The 25,207-nt window shown below is 72.9% G+C and carries 17 protein-coding genes and 1 pseudogene; 11 read left to right on the top strand and 7 right to left on the bottom strand.

Annotated features, from left to right (window positions below; translation table 11 throughout):
* Positions 1–159 precede the first annotated feature (159 nt).
* From ACIBBB_RS13570 to ACIBBB_RS13555, 4 genes are all read right to left on the bottom strand, one after another.
* On the bottom strand, positions 160–534 hold the full coding sequence (locus tag ACIBBB_RS13570; protein WP_003959706.1) for an RNA polymerase-binding protein RbpA: 375 nt from the start codon (positions 532–534) through the stop codon (positions 160–162).
* 265 nt (positions 535–799) lie between these two features.
* Positions 800–2,158, bottom strand: coding sequence for an MFS transporter (locus ACIBBB_RS13565; RefSeq protein ID WP_398981385.1), 1,359 nt, complete (start codon positions 2,156–2,158; stop codon positions 800–802).
* Between the two features lie 44 nt (positions 2,159–2,202).
* A complete protein-coding gene (locus tag ACIBBB_RS13560; protein ID WP_398981383.1) occupies positions 2,203–2,967 on the bottom strand; it encodes a glycerophosphodiester phosphodiesterase in 765 nt (254 codons plus the stop codon).
* Positions 2,964–3,632 carry a YitT family protein gene (locus tag ACIBBB_RS13555; protein ID WP_398981381.1) on the bottom strand — a complete coding sequence of 223 codons (669 nt, stop codon included), beginning with the start codon at positions 3,630–3,632 and terminating at the stop codon, positions 2,964–2,966. Before ACIBBB_RS13555 ends, ACIBBB_RS13560 begins: the two co-directional genes overlap by 4 nt.
* Before the next feature lie 104 nt (positions 3,633–3,736).
* Here ACIBBB_RS13555 and ACIBBB_RS13550 point away from each other — a divergent pair, with 104 nt between their 5' ends.
* A complete protein-coding gene (locus tag ACIBBB_RS13550; RefSeq protein WP_398981379.1) occupies positions 3,737–5,245 on the top strand; it encodes a PLP-dependent aminotransferase family protein in 1,509 nt (502 codons plus the stop codon).
* A 25-nt stretch (positions 5,246–5,270) separates the two neighbouring features.
* On the opposite strand, the gene ACIBBB_RS13545 is transcribed toward ACIBBB_RS13550, so the two are convergent.
* Together ACIBBB_RS13545 and ACIBBB_RS13540 are read right to left on the bottom strand one after the other, a co-directional pair.
* Positions 5,271–6,953, bottom strand: a complete 1,683-nt coding sequence (locus tag ACIBBB_RS13545) for a hypothetical protein (RefSeq protein ID WP_398981377.1) — start codon at positions 6,951–6,953, stop codon at positions 5,271–5,273.
* Between the two features lie 46 nt (positions 6,954–6,999).
* The gene (locus ACIBBB_RS13540) at positions 7,000–7,194 is read right to left on the bottom strand and encodes a hypothetical protein (RefSeq protein WP_055611072.1); all 195 of its coding nucleotides are present in this window, start codon (positions 7,192–7,194) and stop codon (positions 7,000–7,002) included.
* Positions 7,195–7,447: 253 nt separating this feature from the next.
* Here ACIBBB_RS13540 and ACIBBB_RS13535 point away from each other — a divergent pair, with 253 nt between their 5' ends.
* The 10 genes and pseudogenes from ACIBBB_RS13535 (at position 7,448) to ACIBBB_RS13490 (ending at position 24,682) form a co-directional block, all read left to right on the top strand.
* Positions 7,448–7,864, top strand: coding sequence for an ankyrin repeat domain-containing protein (locus ACIBBB_RS13535; protein ID WP_398981375.1), 417 nt, complete (start codon positions 7,448–7,450; stop codon positions 7,862–7,864).
* Positions 7,865–8,069: 205 nt separating this feature from the next.
* A complete protein-coding gene (locus ACIBBB_RS13530) occupies positions 8,070–9,488 on the top strand; it encodes a HEAT repeat domain-containing protein (protein ID WP_398981373.1) in 1,419 nt (472 codons plus the stop codon).
* A gap of 270 nt (positions 9,489–9,758) precedes the next feature.
* On the top strand, positions 9,759–10,955 hold the full coding sequence (locus ACIBBB_RS13525) for a glycosyltransferase family 4 protein (protein ID WP_398981371.1): 1,197 nt from the start codon (positions 9,759–9,761) through the stop codon (positions 10,953–10,955).
* A pseudogene (locus ACIBBB_RS13520) lies at positions 10,952–12,112 on the top strand (glycosyltransferase); the annotation flags it as partial. The gene ACIBBB_RS13525 and the pseudogene ACIBBB_RS13520, both read left to right, overlap by 4 nt.
* Positions 12,113–12,360: 248 nt before the next feature.
* Entirely contained in the window at positions 12,361–13,371 is a 1,011-nt protein-coding gene (locus tag ACIBBB_RS13515) for an SGNH/GDSL hydrolase family protein (RefSeq protein WP_398981369.1), read from the top strand.
* Positions 13,368–16,991, top strand: a complete 3,624-nt coding sequence (locus ACIBBB_RS13510; protein WP_398981367.1) for a hydantoinase B/oxoprolinase family protein — start codon at positions 13,368–13,370, stop codon at positions 16,989–16,991. Before ACIBBB_RS13515 ends, ACIBBB_RS13510 begins: the two co-directional genes overlap by 4 nt.
* Positions 16,992–17,109: 118 nt before the next feature.
* Positions 17,110–18,654, top strand: a complete 1,545-nt coding sequence (locus tag ACIBBB_RS13505; protein ID WP_398981365.1) for a hypothetical protein — start codon at positions 17,110–17,112, stop codon at positions 18,652–18,654.
* On the top strand, positions 18,651–18,815 hold the full coding sequence (locus ACIBBB_RS13500; protein ID WP_398981363.1) for a hypothetical protein: 165 nt from the start codon (positions 18,651–18,653) through the stop codon (positions 18,813–18,815). Before ACIBBB_RS13505 ends, ACIBBB_RS13500 begins: the two co-directional genes overlap by 4 nt.
* A complete protein-coding gene (locus ACIBBB_RS13495) occupies positions 18,812–19,726 on the top strand; it encodes a hypothetical protein (protein WP_398981361.1) in 915 nt (304 codons plus the stop codon). Before ACIBBB_RS13500 ends, ACIBBB_RS13495 begins: the two co-directional genes overlap by 4 nt.
* An 84-nt stretch (positions 19,727–19,810) precedes the next feature.
* The gene (locus ACIBBB_RS13490; RefSeq protein ID WP_398981359.1) at positions 19,811–24,682 is read left to right on the top strand and encodes a hypothetical protein; all 4,872 of its coding nucleotides are present in this window, start codon (positions 19,811–19,813) and stop codon (positions 24,680–24,682) included.
* A 33-nt stretch (positions 24,683–24,715) separates the two neighbouring features.
* Here ACIBBB_RS13490 and ACIBBB_RS13485 read toward each other — a convergent pair whose 3' ends face one another.
* Positions 24,716–25,207 carry a hypothetical protein gene (locus ACIBBB_RS13485; RefSeq protein ID WP_398981357.1) on the bottom strand — a complete coding sequence of 164 codons (492 nt, stop codon included), beginning with the start codon at positions 25,205–25,207 and terminating at the stop codon, positions 24,716–24,718.

Below are 25,207 nucleotides of genomic sequence, written 5' to 3'. Positions count from 1 at the left end.
GTAGCCCCCCCCCCCCCCCCCCCCCCCCCCCCCCGCCCCCCCCCCCCGGGGGGGGGGCGGGGGGGGGGCCGCCCCCCCCCGGGGGGGGGCGCCCCCCCCCGGGGGGGCGCCCCCCCCCCACGGCTCTCTGTCTGTGCTGTTGTGGCGGTCCCGACAGGGTCAGGCCGACTTTCGACTGTCCCTCGGATGCACCGCGATGTTCATGGCGCCGGAGCGCAGGACGGCCAGCCGTTCGGCCAGCACCTCCTCCAACTCCTCGCGTGTGCGCCGCTCCATGAGCATGTCCCAGTGCGTACGCGCAGGCTTGCCCTTCTTCTCCTCGGGACCATCCCCGTCAACCAGGAGTGCCTGGGCGCCACACGCCTTGCACTCCCACTCCGGCGGAATTTCCGCCTCTACCGAGAACGGCATCTCAAATCGATGGCCGTTCTGGCATGCGTACTCCACCGCCTGGCGCGGGGCCAGATCGATACCGCGGTCCGTCTCGTAGCTGGTAACCACAAGTCGCGTGCCGCGGAGAGCTCGCTCACTCATGAATCGTGCCTCCCGGGCTTGTCGCCCACAGGACAGGTGTCGCTGTCGTCGTCTTCCGGTCAACGTCCGGTCGGCGGTAAAGATTCCCGTGTCGGGTCATGCGTCGCCGTCGTGCCGCTGCTTTTGCCAAGGATTCCGTACCCACCAGTGCCCGGTTTGTCACATCTGGTGCTGGATGTCATCCCACGTTTTCGCTTCTGTGACACGCGGTGATGGTCCGGCTGGCAGGCCAACGGCGTACACTACCGCGCTTTCACTTCAACGTCTAAATCCGCTCCGGCACGGGGTTTCCGGCCTCGGCCACGGCCCTGCGCACCGGCACCCTCGCGAGCAGCGCGAAGCCGATCACGAAGAAGACCACCAGGGAGAGAATCGCGTCCCGGTAGCTGCCGGTGACCTGGTAGGCGAGGCCGAACACCAGGGGCCCCAGCCAGCTCAGCCCGCGGTCGCTCATCTCGTACGCGGCGAAGTACTCGGCCTCCTTGCCGCGCGGCACCAGATGCGAGAAGAGCGACCGCGACAGCGCCTGGCTCCCGCCGAGCACCATGCCGATCGCGGCGGCGAGCCCGAAGAACCAGACCGGAGCCCCCGCAGGCAAGAAGTACCCGGCCGCAAGAATCACCGTCCAGACGGCGAGCGACGCGAGAATCGTCCGTTTGGCCCCGTGGATCCGCGCCAGCCGGCCCATGCCGAGGGCGCCCACGACCGCCAGGACCTGCACCAGCAGCACCGCGGTGATCAGCGTCGTCTGGTCGAGCCCCAGCTCCTCGGAGCCGTAGATGGACGCCTGGGAGATCACCGTCTGCACGCCGTCGTTGTAGATCAGATAGGCGAGCAGGAAGGAGAGCGTGAGGGGGTGGCGGCGCATGTCGCGCAAGGTGGCCATCAGCTGGCGCCAGCCGGTGCCGAGCGCCTCTTCGCCCGCGCTGCCGCCGGCCTTCTCCACCCGCCGGTCGCGCAGCCGGCTCAGCGGTACGAGCGTGAAGGCGCCCCACCAGACACCGGCGGAGGCCAGACAGATCCGTACGGCCGTCGACTCCGAGACGCCGAAGGACTCGTGGCCGGTGTAGAGGATCAGGTTCAGTACGAGGACGAAGGCGCCCGAGGTGTAGCCGAACGCCCAGCCGCGTGAGGACACGGCGTCGCGCTCCTCGGGCGTGGCTATCTGCGGCAGATAGGCGTTGTAGAGCGCCATGGAGACCGACAGCGAGGCGTTCGCCACGATCAGCAGGGCGACACCCAGCAGATAGCGGTCGCCGTCCAGGAAGAACATGCCGGCGGTCGCCCCGGCCCCCACATAAGCGGCGACGGCGAGAAGGGGCTTCTTCCGCCCCGTCCGGTCCGCCGCCGCGCCGGCCAGCGGCATCAGCAGCACGGCCAGCACGATCGAGACGGACACCGAGTACGCGAAGACCGAACCGGCCCGTACCGGGATGCCCAGCGGATGGACGAAACCGTCGGCGTCGGCGGCGGCCTTCGCCACGGACGTCAGATACGGCCCGAGGAAGACGGTGACGACGCTTGTCGAGTAGACGGAGCACGCGAAGTCGTAGAAGTACCAGCCGCGCTGTTCGCGTATTCGGCCCGTCTCGTCGTCGGTCAGGTCCGCGGTGTCGGCGGTCACCCGCGCGCCCCCTCATTCGTCCCCGTGGGGAACATCCGAAACCGTCAGTGCCAGACCCCGCGCCCGATGAACACAGTGCGCAGCGTCTCCAGTTGATCGGTCATGATGCCATCCACGCCGAGGTCCAGGAGCGCGTGCATCCGATCCGCCTCGTTGACCGTCCAGACATGCACCTGGAGACCCCGGGAGTGCGCCATCCGTACGAAGCGTCTGTCGACCACCGGCAGGCCGCTCTGGCGCCGCGGGACCTGCGCGCAGACGGCGCCCTCGCGGACCGGCGCGGGCACCCCGTACGAGCGCAGCCGCAGGCCGAGCACCCCGCGCACGCCGTACGACGTGGCCAGCCGGGGACCCGCCAGCCGGTGCGCCCGCGCGACTCGTTCTTCTGAGAAGGAGCCCACGCACACCCGGTCCCAGCTGTCCGTCCGCCCGATCAGATTGATCAGCGGGTGGAGCGCGGGCTCCGCCTTCATGTCGACATTCCAGCGGGCGTCGGGGAACTCCTCCAGAAGATCCTCGAAGAGCGGGAGCGGTTCTCCGCCGCCGACCCTGGCCCGGCTCACCTCGCTCCACGGCAGCTCGGAGATCCGGCCGCTCAGGTCGGTGACCCGGTCGAGGGTCGAGTCGTGGAAAGCGACGAGCCGGCCGTCGGACGTGGTGTGCACGTCGGTCTCGAAGTAGCGGTAACCGAGTGCGGCGGCGCGTCGGAACGCGGCCGCCGTGTTCTCGATTCCGTCGGCCGCGCCGCCTCGGTGGGCGAACGGGATCGGCGACGGATGGTCCAGATAGGGATGGCGTACGGGAGTCACGGCCGAAGTATGGCCTGCTCGGGGGAACCCCCGGCGACGGCCGTGCCGCCGTCCGCCGTCGGCGGGACGACGAAGACGCGCAGGAAGAACTGCGCGAGCGGCCCGATCGCCAGCGCGTAGGCGATCGTGCCGATCCCGACGGAACCGCCGAGAACGAAGCCCGTGGCGACGACGGCCACCTCGATCCCCGTACGCACCAGCCGCACCGAACGGCCGGTGAGCCGGTGCAGACCCGTCATCAGGCCGTCGCGGGGGCCGGGGCCGAAACGGGCCGCGATGTAGAGGCCCGTGGCCACGCCGTTGAGGACGATGCCGGCGATCAGCAGTGGGATCTGCGCGGCGAGACCGCGGCCGTCCGGGACGAGGGCCAGGGTGCAGTCCATCGCGATGCCGACCACGAAGACGTTGGAGACCGTGCCGAGCCCGGGACGCTGCCGGATCGGGATCCACAGGAGCAGTACGACCGCGCCGACGAGGATCGAGACCACGCCCATGGTCAGCCCGGTGCGTTCGGACAGACCCTGGTGGAGCACACCCCACGGCTCCAGCCCGAGACCGCCCCTGACCAGCAGGGCCGAGCTCACGCCGTACAGGGCCAGCCCCGCGTAGAGCTGGAGGAGCCGGCGCGGGAGCCGCTTTCCTTGGAGAGCGGGTGTGGTGGGCAAGGTGCTGTCCTCCGGAGGTGGAACGAGTGGACTGGTCTGTGTCACTCTGTGGCTGGGTGGGGAGGGCCAACCATGGCCAATTTGGGGAAGGTGGACTGGTTTCAATGACGCAGTGGACTTCAGCGGTCGGAGCGGCTCAGCTCGCGCGACAGCTCAACGCCCAGCAGTCGCGGCCCGCGGGGCCCAGCACCCGTAGACCGCCCGCCTATCGCGCCCTCGCCGACGGCGTGCGGCTGCTCGTCCTCGAAGGCCGCGTGCCGGTCGCCGCCCGGCTCCCCGCCGAACGCGAGCTGGCACTCGCGCTCTCCGTCAGCCGTACGACGGTCGCCGCCGCGTACGAGGCCCTGCGCGCCGAGGGATTCCTGGAATCACGCAGAGGCGCCGGGAGCTGGACCGCAGTACCGGCCGGGAACCCGCTGCCCGCCCGCGGCCTCGAACCGCTGCCGCCGGACTCCCTCGGCTCCATGATCGACCTCGGCTGCGCCGCCCTGACCGCGCCCGAGCCCTGGCTCACCCGCGCCGTACAGGGCGCGCTGGAGGAGCTGCCGCCGTACGCCCACACCCACGGCGACTACCCGGCGGGGCTGCCCGCGCTGCGTCAGACGCTCGCCGACCGGTACACCGCGCGCGGGATCCCGACCATGCCCGAGCAGATCATGGTCACCACCGGCGCCATGGGCGCCATCGACGCGATCTGTCATCTCTTCGCCGGGCGCGGCGAGCGTGTCGCCGTCGAGTCGCCCAGCTACGCGAACATCCTCCAGCTGATGCGCGAGGCGGGCGCCCGGCTCGTCCCCGTCGCCATGGCCGAGGGGCTGGCGGGCTGGGACCTGCCGCGCTGGCGCCAGGTGCTGAGGGAGGCCGCGCCCAGGCTCGCCTATGTCGTCGCCGACTTCCACAACCCGACGGGCGCCCTCGCCACCGAGGACCAACGCCGGGCGCTCGTCGAGGCGGCGCGCTCGGCGGGAACCGTGCTGGTCGTCGACGAGACGATGTCCGAGCTGTGTCTGGACGGGGACCGGCCGGGAGAGGAACTGCCGCCGCCCGTCTGTGCCTTCGACCCCGCAGGCAGCACCGTCCTCACCGTCGGCTCCGCCAGCAAGGCCTTCTGGGCGGGCATGCGTATCGGCTGGGTACGGGCCGCGCCCGAGGTCATCCGCTCACTGGTCTCCGCCCGTGCCTACGCCGACCTCGGCACCCCCGTGCTGGAACAGCTCGCGATCAACTGGCTGATGGGCACCGGCGGCTGGGAGCGGGCGGTCGACATCCGGCGTGCTCAGGCCCGGGAGAACCGCGACGCGCTGGTGACCGCCGTCCGCAGGGAGCTGCCGAGCTGGGAGTTCGACGTGCCACGCGGCGGACTGACGCTCTGGGTGCGCACCGGCGGACTGTCGGGCTCGCGCATCGCCGAGCTGGGCGAGCGGGTCGGCGTGCGGGTGCCGGGCGGACCGCGCTTCGGCGTCGACGGGGCCTTCGAGGGCTACGTACGACTGCCGTTCACCGTCGGCGGCCCCGTCGCCGACGAGGCGGCCGTACGGCTGGCGGCGGCCGCCCGTCTCGTGGAGAGCGGCGCGCGCGCCGGCACGGACGCGCCGCGCACGTTCGTCGCCTGAGGGGCACCCCGAGGTCCGGGGGCGGTCAGCCCTCGGCCGGTACCGCGGTGGGCATCGGCGCCGGGCTCCCCCGCTGCTGTCTCGGTTGCGGCTGGGCCTGGGCCGGGGGACCGGGCTCCGGGTCCGGTGCGGGCGACGCGGACGCCGCCGGTTCGGGACCCGGTTCGGGCGCCTGCGTGACGGCTGTCGATCCGTCGAGCGGTGTGTGCCGGTCCGGCAGCAGCTCCAGGACCGCCCTTCGGTGCGCGTCGCTCGTGGCGTCGTCGTACGGATCGGGCGTGGCCGGGACCTGGAGCCTGAGCACCGGTCCGGTGCCGAGCCGCGCGTAACCCCGGCCGGTGGGGGTGTCCGGCGTGGGGATGGTGTGCGGCGGCGCGCCGAGGACCGACTCCAACTCCTCGCGCGTGGCGGCGCCCAGCACGACCCGGGCGCGGGTGTGCGTCCGTACGGTCTCGCTGAGCGCGTCCAGGGTCTCGAACTGTTCCGCCACGACCACGGTCACATTCGCGGCCCTGCCGTGCCGCAACGGCACTTGGAGCAGCTCCTGCGGATCGGGCCGCCCGCCGGCGGCCGCCACATGGGCGAGGGCGCTCGGCCGGTCCAGCAGGAGCCACAGGGGGCGCTTGGTGTCCTCGGGCACGGCGTGACCGGACTGCCGGGCACGGTTGGCGGCGATCAGCCGCCGTTCCGTCTCGTTGGCGGCCCATTCGAGGCCGGCCAGCGCGCCCGAGAGCCCGCGCTCCACGGCGAGAACGCCCGTACGCCCGTCGAGGCTGGCGTACTCACCGGTCCCGTTGCCCTCCACGATCACGACGTCGCCGTGCGCGAGCGCCTGGAGAGCGATCGAGCGGAGCAGACTGGTGGTGCCGCTCCCGGGGCGCCCGACGGCGAGCAGATGAGGCTCGGACGACCGGGCGCCCGTACGCCAGACCACCGGAGGGGCGTCACGGGTCTCGTCGCCCTCCATGACCGGGACGGTGCGCCGGACCGCGTCGGCGTCGGTGAAGCCGAGCACGGTCTCGCCGGGGGCGGTGACGAAGCGCTGGGCGGCGATGCCGGTGGGAAGCGGGGGCAGCACGCTCATGACGAGCTCGTTGCCCTCCTCGTCCCAGTCGAAGAGGTACTCCCTGCCGCGCCCGGACTTCGCGTACATCAGATGCTCGATCCGTACGCGGGAGGAGTACTCACCGTCCATGAAGTACGGCGGGTACGACACCCGCAGCCGGGTGAGACGCCCGTCGGCGTCGAACTCGTACTCGTCGAAGGCCTTCTCCCACTCCCCGCCGTGGGCGAAGAGCGGATTCGGGTCCTCGGGGAGGGAGAAGTACGGCACCAGCGCCTCGTAAAGAGAACGCAGGCGCTGAAGCTCCGCCTCGTCGGGCCCGGTCCGAGCCGGTGTACGGTCGCGGCCCTGCCAGCCGGCCACCGCCATCACCGAGATGAGGGCGAGCAGCGGTCCGTACGGGACGAGCGCGACCACCAGGACGAAGGCCGCCACCAGGAACAGCGCGGGACCACGCCGGTCCTTGGGGGTGGCGGCCCATTTCCGCCGTCCCGCGCCGGCCAGCAGGCGCAGACCACGTGTGATCGTGATCAGCGGATGGAGGACGTCGGTGGCACTGTCGGCGGCCGAGCGGGCCATCTCTCGGCTGCGAGCGATGTGAGCGCTGCCGCTGCTCAGAATGCGGGGGAGTGGTCGCCGGGCCACGTCGGTCTCCTGAGGGTGCGGAAGGTGCTGGAGGGATGGAAGGCGGTCAGAACTTGATCCCGCCCAGTAGGCCCGCGAGGCTGGCGCCCCCGGCCGTGATGCTCGGGGCGATGGCCGTGCCCGCGAGATAGAAGCCGAAGAGCGCGCAGACGAGCGCGTGGGATGCCTTGAGTCCGTCCTTCCTGAAGAAGAGGAAGACGATGATTCCGAGCAGCACGACGCCTGAGATGGACAGGATCATGAGGGGTTCTCCTGGTTGAGGGGGACAGTCACCATGAGTTGTTCCATGCTCACAGTAAGTATCTATGTGATAAAAGGTGCAAGTGGGTGAAATTCCAGGAATTTCACTTGACCGGCGGACAGTGGAGTCCCGCGCGCCGCTTGCTACGGCCTCAGTCGCCCCGGAGTGGTCTACGGGGCAGTAATCTGTCGATTCACTCGTACGGCGCCGCAGTCGTGCGTCCCAGGTCAGCGCTATGAGAGGCGGTTCACCGATGAGCGAGGCCCCGGATCCTTCCCACGGCGCCGCTCCCGACAGCGACGTCGTCGAACTGGCGACCAAGGTCTTCGACCTGGCGCGCCGCGGTGAGACCGAGACGCTCGCCGCCTATGTCGACGCCGGTGTCCCCGCGAACCTCACCAACGACCGGGGCGACTCCCTGGTCATGCTCGCCGCCTACCACGGCCACGCGCCCGCCGTCGCGGCCCTGCTCTCGCGCGGCGCCGAGGCCGACCGGGCCAACGACCGCGGGCAGACGCCGCTGGCAGGCGCCGTCTTCAAAGGAGAGGACGCCGTGATCCGCGAGCTGCTCGACGGCGGGGCCGATCCGACCGCCGGAACACCCTCCGCCGTGGATACGGCGCGGATGTTCGGGAAGACGGACCTGCTGGAGCTGTTCGGAGCGCGGTGAACGGAGGCGTCGTAAATGTGGTCGCGGTGGCGAAATGGGTGGGTCATCATGACGTCGGGCCCGGAAGGGGCCACCGACGAGAGGCAGAGGAAGATGGTCTACACCAAGCAGGAGACGACGGTCGAGCGATGTTGTCGCGCGGCCTAGGCAGCCTAGGCATCCCCACCCTCCGGTTGCGTCGACAGCTTGATGTGAGGCTCTCCCCATGTTCGATCCAGTCATAGCGCCGAGCGGCACACTGCTCGGCCTGCTGCAAAGGGGGCGCGGCGACGGCACTCTGCACGCGCTGGCCGCACCCCGTGCCGAGGCGCTCAACGCCCTCAACCACTGCGTCATGAACGACCCGCGCCACGACTGGCAGGTCGAGAACCGCTCCCTGTACTACGCACGTCTCTATCTGGACCTCCACGGAGATCTCGAACCGCTCGAACACCACCTCTTCCGTGCCGAGGACCACTTCGACACCGAGGAGTCGCGTACCGGGCTCTCCCTCGCCGTACTGGGCCACCTCGCCTCCTACGGAAGGGACGACGCCCTGGCGCTCCTGCGCCGGTACGCCGCGTCGGGATCCAACTGGACCTGGGCGCTCGACGAGCTGGCCCTGCGCGACGACGACGCGGGTCTGCGCTCGCTCGCCCCGCGGATCCTCGCCAGATTCCCCACCACACCCGAGGGCGACGCGGAGCTGGCCACCGCCCTCCAGGGCGCCTTCGAGCCCCGGCCCTGGCGGCTCTGGGCCGACGACCCGCGCGAGGCGGTCGCCGCCCGCGTCAGGTCCGCACAGGAGCAGGGCTCCTTCGACCGATGGCAGCAGCAGCTGCGGCCGAGCGGACCGCGCCCCGGCTGGAGCGTCCAGGCGGTCTTCGAGTGGGCGCAGGACGGCCTCGAACGAGGTACGACCCTGCACGTACCCGCCGCCCGATGTCTGACCGCCGTCGCCGGACCCGACGACCGCGCCGAGATCGTCGAAGCCGGCCGCAGCGGCCCCGACGGCGCGCGCTCCGCCGCGCTGCACTATCTCGCCGAGGCCCGCGACCCCGCCGTGCTCGACCTGATCGAGACCGCGGCGGCCGACCCGTCCGAGAGCCTGTCAGGAGCCGCCGTCGCCGCCTTCGAGCGGATGTGCGGCGAGGCCGCCGTCGACCGGGCGCGCGGCTGGGTGCACCGGCCCGACGCCCTCGGCGCCTCCGCGGCGGGCGTCCTCGCCGCCCGTGGCGGCCCGCAGGACACCCAACTGGTGCTCGGCGCACTCCGGGAGGCCGTACGGTCCGACGGACCCGACACGCCCCGTCTGTGGACCCTCGTGGACGGCGCCGGACGGCTCGGCATCGGCTGCGCGGCGCCCGTCCTGCGCCACGTGTACCGCGAGACCGCCTCCTCACAGCTGCGCGGCCGTACGGCCAGGGCGCTGGCGGCCACCGATCCCTCGTTCCCCACGGGATTCGCCGTCGAATGCCTCTGGGACTGCGAGGAGACCACCAGAGAGGTCGCCGCGCGGCACGCCGAGACCGGCGACGTACGGGTGGCCGACAGACTGCGCCGGCTCGCGGCGGATCCGGCCGAGGAGGCCGAGGTGCAGACCGCCGTACGGAGCCGGATCGGGCCCGACGCGCCCGCCGTCTGAACAGTGCCCCGCCCGGGGGCGCGCCGGGCGGGGCGAGACGTTCCCACGCGGGTTTCCCGGGCGGCCGGGGGGTTCTACCGGACAGGCATGGCCGTACGGATTCCAGCAGGTGAATCGCCCGGCGCACGCCGGTTGCGATCAGGGGCGCGAACGGCCGCGAGGCCGCCGAAGTTCCGCTCAGGCCCTCGAAACACCAATGCTCACGGGACGTTTTCCACGCGGAAAGATCCACGTTGGCGGGACCACCCTCGGTACGGCGAGAACACGGGTATGCGTGTCGTCATCGTCACAGAATCCTTCCCGCCCGATGTGAACGGCGTGGCGCACTGCGCCCTCCAGACCGCCCGGCACCTCGTCGCACGCGGCCATGACCCGCTCGTCATCGCACCGGCCTCATCGGCAGCCGCGTCAGCGGCCGCCGGGGCCACCTCCCCGTCCCCCGCCTCCTTCTCCCCGTCCCCGCGCACCACCTCTCCCCGCACGATCGACTCCGACGCACCGTGCCCCGTGGTGCGCATCCCGTCCCTGCCCCTGCCCGGCTATCCCCAGGTACGCGTCGCCCTCCCCAGCCGTCGGGTCGCCGCGACCCTCGCGGCGCACCGGGCTGACGTCGTGCACCTCGCCGGGCCGTTCGTCCTCGGCGTACGCGGCATGGCTGCCGCCGCACGGCTGGGCATCCCCGCCGTCGCCGTCTACCAGACCGACCTCGCCGGCTACGCGCGTACCTACATGGGCGCGGGCGAGGCGGCGGCCTGGCGGCGGCTGCGCGCCGTGCACAGTGCGGCCGACCGCACCCTCGCCCCGTCCAGCGCCGCCATGAAGGACCTCGCGGAGCACCGCGTACCGCGCGTCCGGCTCTGGCCGCGCGGCGTGGACACCGTCAGGTTCCGGCCAGAGCTGCGCGACGACGAACTGCGTCGCCGTCTCGCGCCCAACGGCGAGACGATCGTCGGTTACGTCGGCAGGCTCGCGCCCGAGAAGCATGTCGAACTCCTGTCCGGTGCCTGCGGGCTGCCCGGCGTCCGTGTCGTGGTCGTCGGGGACGGGCCGAGCGAGCCGTCCCTGCGCGCGACACTCCCCGGCGCCGTGTTCCTCGGCCGCCGGACCGGCGACGAACTGGCGCGGATCTTCGCCTCGTTCGACGTCTTCGCGCACACCGGGCCCTACGAGACGTTCTGCCAGACCGTCCAGGAGGCCATGGCCAGTGGCATACCGGTGGTCGCGCCCGCGGCGGGCGGACCGCTCGACCTGGTCGACCACGGCCGCACGGGGCTGCTGGTGCCGCCTCACGACGCGCGAGCCGTCACCGGTGCCATCAGGGACCTCCAGGCCGCCCCGGAACTGCGCGCCTCCTACGGACGCACGGCGCGCGCCACGGTCGAGGGCCGTACGTGGGCAGCGGTGGGCGACCAACTGCTCGACCACTACGCAGAGGTGCTCGGCGAGCGCACGGCGGTGGTCGCATGAGCGGCACAGCCGGCCCCGGCGGCGTACGGATCGTACGGCTGGCCAACTTCGTCACCCCGGCCTCCGGCGGCCTCAGGACCGCCCTCCAGGAGCTCGGCACGGGCTACCGGGCCGCCGGGCACGAACCCGTCCTGATCGTCCCCGGCGAGCGCGCGAGCGACGTGGAGACGGCACAGGGACGCGTGATCACCCTGGCCGGAGCGGTGCTGCCCGGCACCGGCGGCTACCGCGTGCTGACCAGCCGCCGGCGGCTGAGCGCCTTGCTCGAATCCCTCGCCCCGGACCGCCTGGAGGTCTCCGACCGCACCACCCTGCGGTGGACGGGGGAGTGGGCGCGCCGCCGGCGGATCCCCTCGGTCATGGTGTCCCACGAGACGGCCGACGGGGTGCTGCGCACCTGGGGCGTACCGGACTCGGCGGCCGAACGGGCCGCGGACCGGCTCAACAAACGCAGCGCCTGGGCGTATTCACGGATCGTGTGCACCACCGAGTGGGCCGAGCGCGAGTTCGTCCGGATCGGCGCGCGCAACGTGGTGCGCGCGCCGCTCGGTGTCGACCTGGTGCGGTGCCGGCCGGACCGGCGCCGCGAGACCCTGCGCGCCAAGTACGCGCGCGGGGCGGACGTCCTGCTGCTGCTCTGCTCGCGGCTCTCCGTGGAGAAGCGACCGGCCGCCGCCATCGACGCCCTCGCGGTGCTCATCGGCCGGGGTGTGCGGGCGTCGCTGGTGGTCGCCGGTGACGGCCCGCTGGCGGGCGGCCTGGCGCGCCGGGCGCGCGAGCGACGGCTGCCCGTGGAGTTCCTCGGGCACGTGAGCGACCGGGAGGAGCTGGCGGACCTCCAGGCGTCCGCGGACATCTGCGTGGCGCCCGGACCGGCCGAGACGTTCGGCCTGTCCGCGCTCGAAGCACTCGCCAGTGGCACGCCCGTGGTCTCCAGCGCGACGTCGGCACTCCCGGAGATCCTGGGCGCGGCGGGCTGTACGGCGGCGGACACGCCGAGGGCGTTCGCCGACGCCGTACAGGAACTCCTCGCCCGTCCGGAGGGCGCGCGTCGCGCGGCGGCGCGGGCACGCGCCGAACTCTTCGGATGGGACCGCGCGGTGGCGGCCTTCCTGGCGGCGCACGAAGCGCCGGTGCTCACGGGACAGGACGTGCCTGAGGCGGAGAAGTCCGCCGTTGGGCCGCCCCCGGCGACGGGAGCATCCGTCGTCGGCACGACCGTGCCGTTCGTGCCCGGTGTGATGCCTGACGTCAGGCCCGCGACATCGGAAGCGCCCGTCGCCGCGTCGTTCGTGCCCTCTGCGCCGTCCGTGCCGTTCGTGCCGTTCGTCCCGCGCCTCCCGGCCGTCAGGTCGGTCACCTCCCTTTCGGCGGCGCCGGTGCGGCCCCCGAACGGGGGTGTGTCATGACCGTGTACGCGAACCCCGGGGCGCCGCCCGAGGCCGCCGTCTCCGCGAAGCCCTCCGTACCGAGGCCGCTGCGCTTCGCCGCCCTCGGTGACTCGCTCACCGCGGGCGTGGGGGACCGCGTGGACGGCGGCTGGCGCGGCTGGGCCGTCCTGCTCGCGGAGGCGCTCGTGCCGGCCGACGGAGACGTCGGCCGGCCGGCCGACCGACAGGGCAGCCGCCCCGGCGGCCGTCCGGGCCGCGAGGCGCGGGGCGCGGCCGGGGCCGAACCGGCCCCCACCTTCCGTAACTTCGCCACGAGTGGCGCCCTGACCCGCCACGTACGCGAGCAGCAGGCCCCCGCCGCGCTCGCCTTCGCGCCCGACATCGCCTCCGTCGTCGTAGGCGTCAACGACACCCTCCGCCGCGCCTTCGACATCGTCGCCATCGCCCGCGCCCTCGACGAGGTCTGCGCGGCCCTCACGGCGCGCGGCACCGTCCTGCTCACCGCCTGCCTCCCCGACCCCGGCATCATGCTCGGCCTGCCCGCGCCGCTCGCGAGACCGCTCGCGCGCAGACAGCGCGCGGTCAACGCCCTCTCGCACGAACTCTCGGCGCGGTACGGCGCGGTCCATCTGCACGCCGCCGACCCGGAGTGGGTCGCCGACCGCTCCCTGTGGAGCGCCGACCGGCTGCATCCCGGCGAACGCGGCCACCGGATGATCGCCGCCCAGTTCCACGCGATGCTCATCGCGCGCGGCCTGACACTGGGCCCGCCGCCGCCCCAGGAGCCCGAGCGGCCGCAGCCCACCCGGACCGAGGCGCTGCTGTGGATGGCGACGGCGGGCGCCGGCTGGATGGTGCGAAGAAGCACCGACCTGCTGCCCGAACTGCTGTGGCTGGCGGGCGCCGAGATGCGCCACTTGGCGCGCGGCACCGCCACCCGTCTCGACGCGCGCGCCGAACACGCGCTTTCTCGTGCCCTGACAGCACTGCCGCCGGTCACTCCCCTTGCCAGAATGGGGGAATGAATGGGCCCTGGGAATTCTGGATCGACCGTGGCGGCACCTTCACCGACGTGGTGGGGCGGGGGCCCGACGGACGCCTCGTCACAAGGAAGCTGCTCTCGCACAACCCGGAGCAGTACGACGACGCGGCGGTGGCCGGGATCCGGCTGCTGCTCGGTGTAGCACCGGACGATCCGGTCCCCGCCGACAGGATCGCCCACGTGAAGATGGGCACCACCGTCGCGACCAACGCGCTTCTGGAGCGCCGTGGCGAGCCGACCGTCCTCCTCATCACCGCGGGCTTCGGCGACGCGCTGCGGATCGCCTACCAGAACCGCCCCCGCCTCTTCGACCGTCACATCGTGCTGCCGGAGGCCGTACACGAACGCGTCATCGAGGTCCCCGAACGCGTCGACGCCCACGGCGCCACCGTGCGGCCGCTGGACATGGAGGCCGTCGCCGCACGGCTGCGGGAGGCGTACGACGACGGGTTCCGCAGCGCCGCGGTCGTCCTCATGCACGGCTACCGCCACCCCGCCCACGAGAGCACCGTCGCCGAAGCGGCCCGCGCCGCCGGCTTCACCCAGGTCAGCTGCTCCCACGAGGTCAGCCCGCTGATCAAACTGGTGCCGCGCGGCGACACCACCGTGGTGGACGCCTACCTCTCCCCGATCCTGCGGCGCTACGTCGACGAGATCGCCTCCCAGCTGCGCGACATCCGGCTGATGTTCATGCAGTCCAACGGAGGGCTGCGCGAGGCCGCCCACTTCCGTGGGAAGGACGCCGTGCTGTCCGGACCGGCGGGCGGCGTCGTCGGCATGGCCCGTACGTCCGGACAGGCCGGTTTCGACCGCGTCGTCGGCTTCGACATGGGCGGCACGTCTACCGATGTCTCCCACTACGCGGGGGAGTTCGAGCGCGAGCTGGGCACCCAGGTCGCCGGGGTGCGGATGCGCGCGCCCATGATGAACATCCATACCGTCGCGGCCGGCGGCGGCTCCGTGCTGCACTTCGACGGCCAGCGCTACCGCGTCGGACCCGACTCGGCGGGCGCCGTGCCGGGCCCCGCCTGCTACCGCCGGGGCGGCCCGCTCACCGTCACCGACGCCAACGTGATGCTGGGCCGGGTGCAACCGGCGCACTTCCCCTCGGTGTTCGGCCCGGACGGCGACCAGCCGCTGGACGCGGACACCGTGCGCGAGCGCTTCGCCGCGCTCGCCGCGGAGGTCGAGCAGGCCACCGGCGTACGGCGCGAGCCGGCCGAAGTCGCCGCCGGTTTCCTGGAGATCGCCGTGCTGAACATGGCGAACGCCGTCAAGAAGATCTCCGTGCAGCGCGGACACGACATCACGCGTTACGCCCTCACCAGTTTCGGTGGCGCGGGCGGCCAGCACGCGTGCGCCGTCGCGGACGCGCTCGGCGTCGACACGGTGATCGTGCCACCGCTCGCCGGGGTCCTCTCCGCGTACGGCATCGGGCTCGCCGACGCCACCGCCATGCGCGAACAGTCGGTGGAAGCCCAGCTCGGCGACGAGAGCGACGGTGACACGCTCGGCCGGGTACGGGAACTCTGCGAGGCCCTCGCGGAGCGCACCCGCGCCGAACTGCGCGCCGACTCCGTCCCGGACGACGCGATCACCACCCACGCGCGCGTGCTGCTCCGGTACGCCGGAACGGACGCGAGCCTGGCGGTCCCCCTCGGCGGCGCCGCCGAGATGGCGGTGGCCTTCGAGGACGAACACCGCTCGCGCTACGCCTTCACCATGGACAAACCCCTGGTGGTCGAGGCCGTCTCGGTCGAAGCCGTCGGCAAGGCCGCGTCGCACGGCGAGTACGCGGCGCGGGCCACCTCAAGTGAAGGCGGCGGCGACAACGGGGCCGTACAGCCTGCGACGGTGCGGATGTTCGTCGACGGCATCGAGCGCGACTGCCCGCTCCATCAGCGCACCGACCTGCGGCCTGCCGACACCGTCGAAGGCCCCGCGATGATCGCCGAGGCCGACGCGACGACAGTCGTGGACGCGGGCTGGCAGGCGGCCGTGGGCGACCTCGGGCATCTGCTCCTCACCCGGGTGAGCCCCCGCCCCACCCGCGTCGCGGCGGGCACGGACGTGGACCCGGTGCTGCTGGAGGTCTTCAACAACCTCTTCATGGCGATCGCCGAGCAGATGGGCGTACGGCTGGAGAACACCGCCCACTCCGTCAACATCAAGGAACGGCTCGACTTCTCCTGCGCGCTCTTCGACGCCGAGGGCAATCTGATCGCCAACGCGCCGCACATCCCCGTCCACCTGGGTTCCATGGGCGAATCCATCAAGGAGGTGCTCAAGCGCGACAAGGACTCGCTCCGCCCCGGCGACGTGTACGCCGTCAACGACCCCTACCACGGAGGCACCCATCTGCCGGACGTGACGGTGGTGACGCCCGTCTTCGACGAACAGGGCGAACACCTGCGCTTCCTGGTCGCCTCACGCGGCCACCACGCCGAGATCGGCGGCATCACGCCCGGCTCCATGCCCGCCTTCAGCCGGACCATCCACGAGGAGGGCGTGCTCTTCGACAACTGGCTGCTCGTACGCGACGGCAGGCTCCGCGAGACCGAGACCCGCGAACTGCTCGCCGGCGCGCAGCACCCCTCCCGCGACCCGGACACCAACCTGGCCGACCTGCGCGCCCAGATCGCCGCCAACGAGAAGGGCATCGCCGAACTGCGGCGTATGACCGAGCAGTTCGGCTACGACGTCGTCGACGCCTACATGGGCCACGTACGGCGCAACGCGGAGGAGTCCGTACGCCGCATCGTCGCCGGGCTCAGCGACGGCTCCTACCGCTACGAGACCGACAACGGCGCCGTCATCCAGGTCGCCGTGCGCGTCGACCGCGAGGCCCGCAGCGCCGTCGTCGACTTCACCGGGACCTCACCGCAGCAGGAAGGCAACTTCAACGCGCCCCGGTCCGTGGTGATGGCCGCCGTCCTGTACGTCTTCAGGACGCTGATCGCCGACGACATCCCGCTCAACAGCGGCTGTCTGGCGCCGCTGGACGTACGGGTGCCCGACGGCTCGATGCTGTCGCCGACCTACCCGGCGGCGACGGTGGCGGGCAATGTGGAGACCTCGCAGGCCGTGACGGGAGCGCTGTACGCGGCGCTCGGCGTCCAGGCCGAGGGCTCGGGCACGATGAACAACCTCACGTTCGGCAACGAACGGGTCCAGTACTACGAGACGGTGGCGAGCGGATCGGGTGCGGGGGACGGCTTCGACGGAGCCGACGCCGTCCAGACCCATATGACCAACTCCCGCCTCACCGACCCCGAAGTGCTCGAATGGCGCTACCCGGTGCGCGTCGACGGATTCGCCGTCCGCAACGGCAGCGGCGGGGCGGGCCGTTGGGACGGCGGGAACGGAGTCGTCCGGCGCATCCGCTTCCTGGAGCCCATGACGGTGACGCTGCTGACCGGGCACCGCACGGTGCGTCCGTACGGCATGGCGGGCGGTGAGCCGGGCGAACTCGGCGCCAACGAGGTGGAGCGCGCGGACGGGACCCGAACCCCGCTGAAGGGGGTCGACTCCGCGGACGTGGCCGTGGACGACGTACTGGTCCTGCGCACGCCGGGCGGCGGGGGATACGGCACGCCGGAGTGAACTCGCCCGGCGCGGCGGGCCGGTGACCGGTTCGCCGCGCCAGGCACCGGCTCGCGGGGCCGCTGGGGCTTCTGCGTCGTTTCGACCGTTGTCAGTCGGAGGACCTAATCTGTTCAGCGTGACTTCGCCTGCCTCGACGGACTCCGTTCCGCCCCAGCTCAGCGCGGGGCCGCGGCTCGCCCAGGGCCCGGCCGCCGACGAAGGGCTGGCGCGACGGCTGCGCGCGCTCGCGTGTACCGCCCCGCTGCACGACCTCGACACCCGCAAGGCCAATCTCGCCGGGGAGTACTCCGTCTACGCGATGGCGGAGGTCGCGCTCGCGGCGATCGACCTCGTGACGCTGAACATGGACTTCGACACCGGCGCGGACCACGAGCAGATAGTGGCCAGACTCCTGCCGCGCGTGGCGGCCCAGGCGCCGCACCGCCCGGCCACCGAGCACGAGCGGGTGGCCCGCTGGGTGCTGGAGAATCTGATCAACGTCGGCAGCGTCGACCGCGGTTTCCGCGCCGTGTACGGCACATTCGGCGCCGACGGCGTCTACACCCGGCGGGACTACGACTTCAAACTGATCGAGGAAGTCCCCGGCCACGGCGGCAGCGTCTATCTGCGCACCACCGACGAGGCGGTCAACGTGCTGGTGGGCGCGTTGGACACGGACGTCACCAGCGCGCAGATCGCCGCCGAGGTCAAGCTGGAGGTGCTGATCAACAGAGGGCGGCTCGCCGACGCCCAACTCGCCGCCGAACAGGCCCGGTACCGCACCGTGCAGTACGCGGAGACGCTGCGCAGGACCCTGGAGGCGACCCGGCGCAACGTCCGCGCGGTCGACTGGCTCAACGCCGTGCCCGACATGATCGCCGAAGCCCTCGACCACGTGGCCGACCGCTACCGCCACGAGAACGCGATCCTCAACAACATCCGCAAGTCGCGCGACGAGGCGGAGACCGGCGCCGACCCGAAGACCGCCGAGCACAAGCGGCGCGCCGCCGAGCTGGTCGACATCGTCAAGGACTGCATCCGCCGCCACACCCAGCTCCAGTCCCGGCTCCTGGAGGCCGGCCCGCTGTTCCGCGCCGAGCAGGACCGCCAGGCCTTCGCCGAGCCCACGACACGGACGGGGCTCGACCTGTACGGCCAGCTCGTCGCCCCGCTCCTGCCGCTGTCCGTCGACCGGGCGAGCCGGGTCACCGACGCGTTCTTCGCCCGGGGCACCGGGCTGCGTACGCCCGCGTCCGTGCGGGTCGGCGACCTCGTGGACCTGCTGCTCACCCCTCCCGCGGAGCGGGAGCACCTCGGCGCGGAGATGCCCGAGCCCGATCTGATCGCCACCCCCGACGACAGCCGCTTCAGCGAGGAGCAGTTGGCGAGCGCGATGGAACTGCTCGACCTGGAGCACGACGCGCCGCGCAGGCTCTCGGGGCTCCTCGCCGAGGCCCGCCGCCGCGATCCGGACCTGCCCTATCTGGTCGCGCTGCTCGCCATTCACGCGGCCAGTCCGCCGGTCGGTACGGCCTACCGGCAGGGCGAGGAGCGCCTGTTGTTCGCCGTGGACGACGGGACTCCCCTCGACGACCCGGAGTTCGGCGGCGCCGATCTCATACTGGGCACGGCTCTGCTGGACGCCGCCGGCATGACCGCCGACCGTACGGAGGCGGCATGACGCCCACCGGCCCGGCGGCCCGCGCCGCCCGCCGCACGACCGGCGCTCCCCGCATCACGCGCGGCACACGTATCGCCCACGACTCGACCGCCCGTTACTCGATCACCCGCGACAGGACCACCCTCGGCAGGACCGTTCTCAGCAAGGAGCAGCGCCCGTGAGCGACCACCAGGCAGAGCACGGCGCCGCGTGGGGCGAGCCGGGCGGCACCGAGACACCCCGCGCGTCCGTCCCCGGGCCGCCGGGCGGCGCGCTCACCCCCGCCGACGCGGCCGACGCCGCCCGCCTCGTCTCCTTCGGACTCCAGCCCAAACTGCTGCCCGCGCGGGACGCCGAATACGCCGACCTGCTCCGCCGCTACCGCGAGGAATCGTCCTTCGCGCGGATCGCCGACGCGGTGGCCACCGGCCTCGGGCTCGTCGTCCTCGAAGTCTCCACCCGCGCCGGGATGGCCGTGACGGCGGCCGAGGACTCCGTGTTCGCCGTCCGTATGGGCGACTACGCCCGCCGCGCGTCGACCGACTCCGCCGACCGCTTCCTGCACGGCCTGGCCCATCTCGCCGTCGCCGCCATGGCCTTCCCCCGCCCCGAGGACCTCGCCGACGACGGGTACATCGGCCGGATCACCGTCAACGGTGTCGACGCCTTCGTCCGGCAGGCCTGCCGCAGGCTGGAGGAGAAGGCCGAGGAACAGGGCGATAACACCGACCCGGCGACCGACGCCCCCGGCCTCGAATCCGCCTGGCGCATCTACGCCCGCCGCAGCGCGACCGGCGCCACCAAGGACGCGCGCCGCCTCGCGGGCTCCACCACCGGCATCATCGGCAAGGCCATGGCCTTCCTCACCGACTCCGGCTTCCTGCACCGCACCGGTGACGACGCCGGAGGCGCGTACCGCACCACGGCCCGCTACCAGCTCCAGGTCCGTGACATGGCCGGCGGCGCCGCCATGGCCGAGCTCATCGCCCTCGGCGTCGTACCGGTCACCGACGGATCCGCCACGCTGCTGCCCCCACCCGACCCGGACGACCTCGACCTGGTCGCCGACGCCGGACTGCCGTTCCACTCCTGAGCCCGGCGGCCCCGCCTCCCGAATCCAGCAGCCCCCACCACGCCGGTTTCCATCCGGTCCTGACCACGACGAGAGTCCGCCGCCATGTACGAGCTGTCCCGGGTCCGCCTCTACTCCATCGGGCCTGCCGGTGCGCGCTACGCCGACACCGTGCTCGACCTGCGCGGAGTCGGCGAACCGGTGCCCCACCCCGCCCCCACCCAGGCGGAGTTCTTCGAGGACGAGCCGGTGGGCCCGCCGCGCCGCCCGGCCCCGGCCGGAGTGCTCTTCCTGGAGAACGGCGGCGGCAAGTCAGTCCTGCTCAAGCTGATCTTCTCGGTGATGCTGCCCGGCCACCGCAACACCCTCGGCGGGGCCAGCTCCGGCGTGCTGCGCAAATTCCTGCTCGCCGACGACTGCGGGCATGTCGCCCTCGAATGGCAGCACACCCTCACCGGCGAGCTGGTCGTGGTCGGCAAGGCCAGCGAGTGGCGCGGCCGTCAGGTGTCCAACGACCCGCGCAAGTTCGCCGAGGCGTGGTACTCCTTCCGGCCGGGGCCCGGTCTGAGTCTCGACTCGCTGCCGGTCGCCGAGTCGACCGCCGTCCGGCGGCCCGTGGAAGGCGCGTCCGGCGCGAAGGGCCGGCGCCGCACCATGAAGGGGTTCCGGGACGCCATCACCGAGGCGGGCAAGGCGTATCCGCATCTCGACGTGTACTGGGAAGAGATCCACGACCGCTGGATCGAGCACCTCGGAGATCTCGGCCTCGACCCCGAACTCTTCCGCTACCAGCGGGAGATGAACGCGGACGAGGGCGAGGCCGCCGGGCTCTTCGCGGTGAAGAAGGACTCCGACTTCACCGACCTCCTGCTGCGCGCCGTCACCGACACCCGCGACACGGACGGGCTCGCCGACCTCGTCGGCGGCTTCGGCAACAAACTCGGCCGCCGCGCCGAGTTGACCGCCGAGCGGGACTTCACGGCGGGCTCCGTCGATCTCCTCGGCCGGATCGTCGACGCCGCCGACTCCCGGTCCCGGGCCCGGGACATCCACGCCGCCGCCGAGCGCCGCACCCGCACCCTCGCGCGCAGGCTCACCGCCCGCGCCGCCGTGGAAAGAGACCGCGTGGGCGACCTCGCCCAGCGGGTCACGGCGGCGGCCCACACCGTCACCGAGGCCGACCGGGCCCGCGGCCACAGCGCGCTCATCGCCGCCGAACTGGCCTACCGGCACGCCTCCCTGGCCCTCACCGTCGCCGAGAAGGCCGCGACCGCGCAACGGCGGGAGCTGAGCGACGCCCGCACGCTCCACTCCGCCTGGCAGGCCGCGGAGAACGTCCTGCGGCACCGTGCCGCCGCCGACCGTTCGGCGCGCGTCGCCGTCGCGATCCGCGAGGCCGAGCGCGACGCCGCGCCCGCCCTGGCCGCCCGCGCCACCGCGGCCGCCGACCTCGTCCGCGCGCTGCACGCCGCCGCCGCCGACGGCGAGAGCCTGGCCAACGAGGAGGAGGAGCGCTCCGCCGCGCTCCAGGAGGCCGGCGAGGCCGCGCACCGCGACGCGACAGCGGCGGCCACCGAGGCGCAGCGCGCCCGCAGCGAGAGCGGTCATCTGCGCCAGCGTCTGTCCGAGGTCGAACAGGAGACCGCCGAGGCGGTACGGGCCGGCTGGCTCGACGACACGGCACCGGACGCCGACCCCGCACGGGCCGCGCTCGCCGCGAGCGACGCGGAGAAGTCCGCGGTCGCGGCCTGGGACACGGCCAGGGAGGCGGCACGCGCGGCGGCGGACCGGGCCAGGGAAGCCGCGTCGGCGGAATCCCGCGCCGAACTCTCCGAGGCCCGCGCCGTCGACGCCGCCCGCGCCGCCGAGCACGAGTACGAGGCGGAGCGCCGTACAGCCGAGTCGATCGCCGGGGAGGAACGCCTCACCGAACTGCTCGGCCTGCCCGGCGGATCCCCACGCGCGGGCGTCCCCGGACCTCGTAGCGCCGCGCAGGGCCCCGGGGACGGTACGACCGGCCCGGCGGCGGGCGGTGAAACGCCCGCATCCACCGAGCAGGGCACCAGCGGCACCGGAGGCACGAAGCGCCGGGACGGGACCGGCACCGCCACCGGGCAACAGTCCCGCGCGGACTCCGCCGCCACCCACCAGCACCAAGACCCCCTCACCCCCGAGGAGTTGGACCGGTACGCGGACGAACTGCGCGAACTCCTCGACCAGGGCGTCACCGCCGCCGAGCGCCAGCTGTTCGACCTCCGTACGGCCGCCGCCGCCGACTCCCGCACCCTCGGCGCACTCGGCGACGGCGGACTGCTGCCACCCGGCCCCGACGTGCTGGCCACCGTCGAATACCTGGGCGAGCACGGCATCCCGGCCCTCCCCGGCTGGCGGTATCTCGCCCAGACCGTCGATCCCGCCGACCACGCCGCCGTCCTCGCCGCCCGGCCCGAACTGGTCGACGGCGTCGTCATCACCGAACCCGCCTCGCACACCCGGGCACGGGAAGTCCTCTCCGGCGCGGCCCTGTTGCCGCGTTCGGCCGTCGCCGTCGGTACGGCGGCGGCGCTGCTCGCGCCGGTCCCGGGCCCCGGGCCGTACGGCGACCCGGCCGGCGGCGAGGACAGCGGCGTGTTCCTCGTCCCGCCCAACCCGGCCATGCACGACGAGCACGCCGCCGACGCCGAACGGCAGTCCCTGCGCGCCAAGTCGACCGCCCGCGACGAGGAGATCCGCACCCTGTCGGCCCGGCTCTCCGCCGACCGCGCCATCGCCGCGCGCCTCGGCTCCTGGCGGGCCACCTGCGCGCCCGGCAGGCTCACCGAACTCGCGGAGACCGCGCGGGCCGCCGGCGAACTGGCACGGTCGGCCGGCGGCGAACTCGCCGAGGCCCGCACCGTCCGGACAGAGGCTGACGAGGCCGCCGCCGACACCGCCCGCGTACGAGACGAACGGCAGGAGGCCGCCCAGCGCGCCCGCCGGGTCGCCGACGCCCTCGCGGGCCTCGCCTTCCGCCTCCGGGAACGGGCCGGCTGGCAGGTCAAGCTCCGCGCGCTGGCCGACGACGCCGCGGAGTCCGAAGCCCGTGCCACCGCCTGCCTGGAACGGGCCCGCGCGGCCGACGAGGACCGCCGTGCCGCCCAGCGCGCCGCCGACGACGCCCGCCGCACCGCCCGGGCGCTCCGGGCCGAACGCGCCGAGATCGCCGGCGCACCCGACAATCTGCCCGAGCCCGACGCGGACGCGCCGCGCACCGCCCTGCCCGCGCTGCGTGAGGCCTACCGCGCCGCCTCACAGCTCTACGAGAAGGTCGGCGTCGGCGCCGACCTCCGCGCCGAACAGGCCCACGCGGAGAGCGACGAAGGCGCGGCCCTGGCCGAACTGGACCGGCTCAGCAACAAGGTCCGCACCCGCGCGGCCCAGCTCCTGGAGAGCACGGACGGCGCCGACGGGCCATCCCGCCAGGCCGCGGCCGCCCGCGCCGAATCGCTCGTGCAGATGCTGGAGTCACGCGCGTCCGCGGCCAGCGAGCAGTTGGGGCGCCTTCGCGGCGAGGCCGAGCGGCTCGCACCCGCCGAGGGCGAGTCGCACACAGACCTGCCGGAGAGCCAGGTCCCCACCGACGTGGAGCAGGCCCAGGCCCTGCTCCGGACCGCCACCAACGAACTCGCCACGCGCACCGACGCGTTGGACACCGCCCGCTCCGCGCACGGCGAACTGCTGCACGCCCACCGCACAGCGGAGGACGCCACGGGCGGCTTCGAGGAGACGGCGGCCCTCCTCGGCGACCTCCTCCGGGGCTCTGCCCACGAGGACACCGACGAGGCCCCCGAAGCGCCTGAGCCCTATCCCGGAAGCATCGAGGAGGCCCGGACCGCCGCCGCCGAGACCCGCCGTTCGCTGCGCGGCTGCGCCACGGACCTGTCAGCGGCGGAGGCCGCCGTCCGGGAAGCGAGCGACGTTCTCGTACGGCACGCCAACTCCACCCGCTACGAGCAGGTACGGACGCCCGCCCGGCAGCAGATCCGCGAACTGCCGGCGGCCGCGCTGCCCGACCACGCGGCGAAGTGGGCGAACGCCTTCGCACCCCGGCTGCGCGTGCTCACCGACGAGCTGGAGCAGCTGGAACGCAACCGCGACTCCATCGTCGACCGGCTGCGCGGACTGGTGGACTCCGCACTCACGACGCTGCGCTCGGCGCAGCGGCTGTCCCGGCTGCCCGAAGGGCTGGGGGAGTGGTCCGGCCAGGAGTTCCTCCGGATCCGCTTCGAGGAGCCCGACCAGGCGACCCTCACCGAACGGCTCGGCGAAGTCATCGACGAGGCGACCCGCGCCGCCCTCAAGAAGAACTCCGACCTCCGCAGGGACGGCATGTCCCTGCTGCTGCGCGGCGTCCAGGCGGCCCTCCAGCCCAAGGGCATCGCCGTCGAGATCCTCAAGCCGGACGCCGTGCTGCGCGCCGAGCGGGTCCCGGTCGGCCAGATGGGCGACGTCTTCTCCGGCGGCCAACTGCTCACCGCCGCGATCGCCCTCTACTGCACGATGGCCGCGCTGCGGAGCAACGACCGGGGACGCGACAAGCACCGGCACGCCGGCACGCTCTTCCTCGACAACCCGATCGGCCGTGCCAACGCCACGTACCTGCTGGAGCTCCAGCGCGCCGTCTCCGACGCGCTCGGTGTCCAACTCCTCTACACGACGGGCCTCTTCGACACGACAGCACTGGCCGAATTCCCCCTGGTGATCCGGCTGCGCAATGACGCGGACCTGAGGGCGGGTCTCAAATACATCAGTGTCGAGGAGCATCTGCGGCCGGGGCTTCCCCAACAGGACCCGGACGGCGAGAGCGTGCACGGCGAGATCACGGCCACGCGCATGTTCAAACGCTCCCAGACCGGCGTCGGCACCACCGCCGCGACGACGGCGGCCGACGGAACACCCGAGGAGCCGACTGCCCCGTCACCGCGAGACACGATCTAGGGAGTCACCCGACAGCCGCCGGGGCGCGGGCGTTCAGGCTTCGGAGAGCCTGCCGGCGCCCCGGCGTCGTATCCGGGCGCCGTCACGCTCCGCCGCCCGCGCCGTACGCCTGGCCCTGCGGCGCTCTCTGCGCAGCTGCCGCGCCGTGCTGCTCGGCACCGACACCACACCATTGCGCTGGTTCCACACCTGGCGCGTGACCCATACGTCCAGCACACCCCATGTCGCCACCACCGTGCTGCCCACACTGCTCAGCACCATGGGGAAGGCCAGCCACGAGCCCGCGAGCGTACAGAAGAACGCCATCATCGCCTGGATCAGCGTCACCGACGTGATGATCACGGCCCGCACCGCCGCCGTGCGCACCGGGTCCGGCATCCGGCGCCGTATCGCGGGCTCCTCCACCCAGAGCCGCCCCGAGAGACCCGTGCCGCGCGGAGCCGGCAGCTCGACCTCGACCTCTGCCTCCGCGGGCGCCTTCTTGGCCGCCTTCGTAACCGTTCGCGTGTCCGACTTCGTATTCAT

The organism is Streptomyces sp. NPDC051217 (genome assembly GCF_044455465.1).
GTDB lineage: Bacteria > Actinomycetota > Actinomycetes > Streptomycetales > Streptomycetaceae > Streptomyces.
The sequence above is the reverse complement of the archived record's forward strand: the minus strand, read 5'-3'. Positions and strand labels throughout refer to the sequence as shown.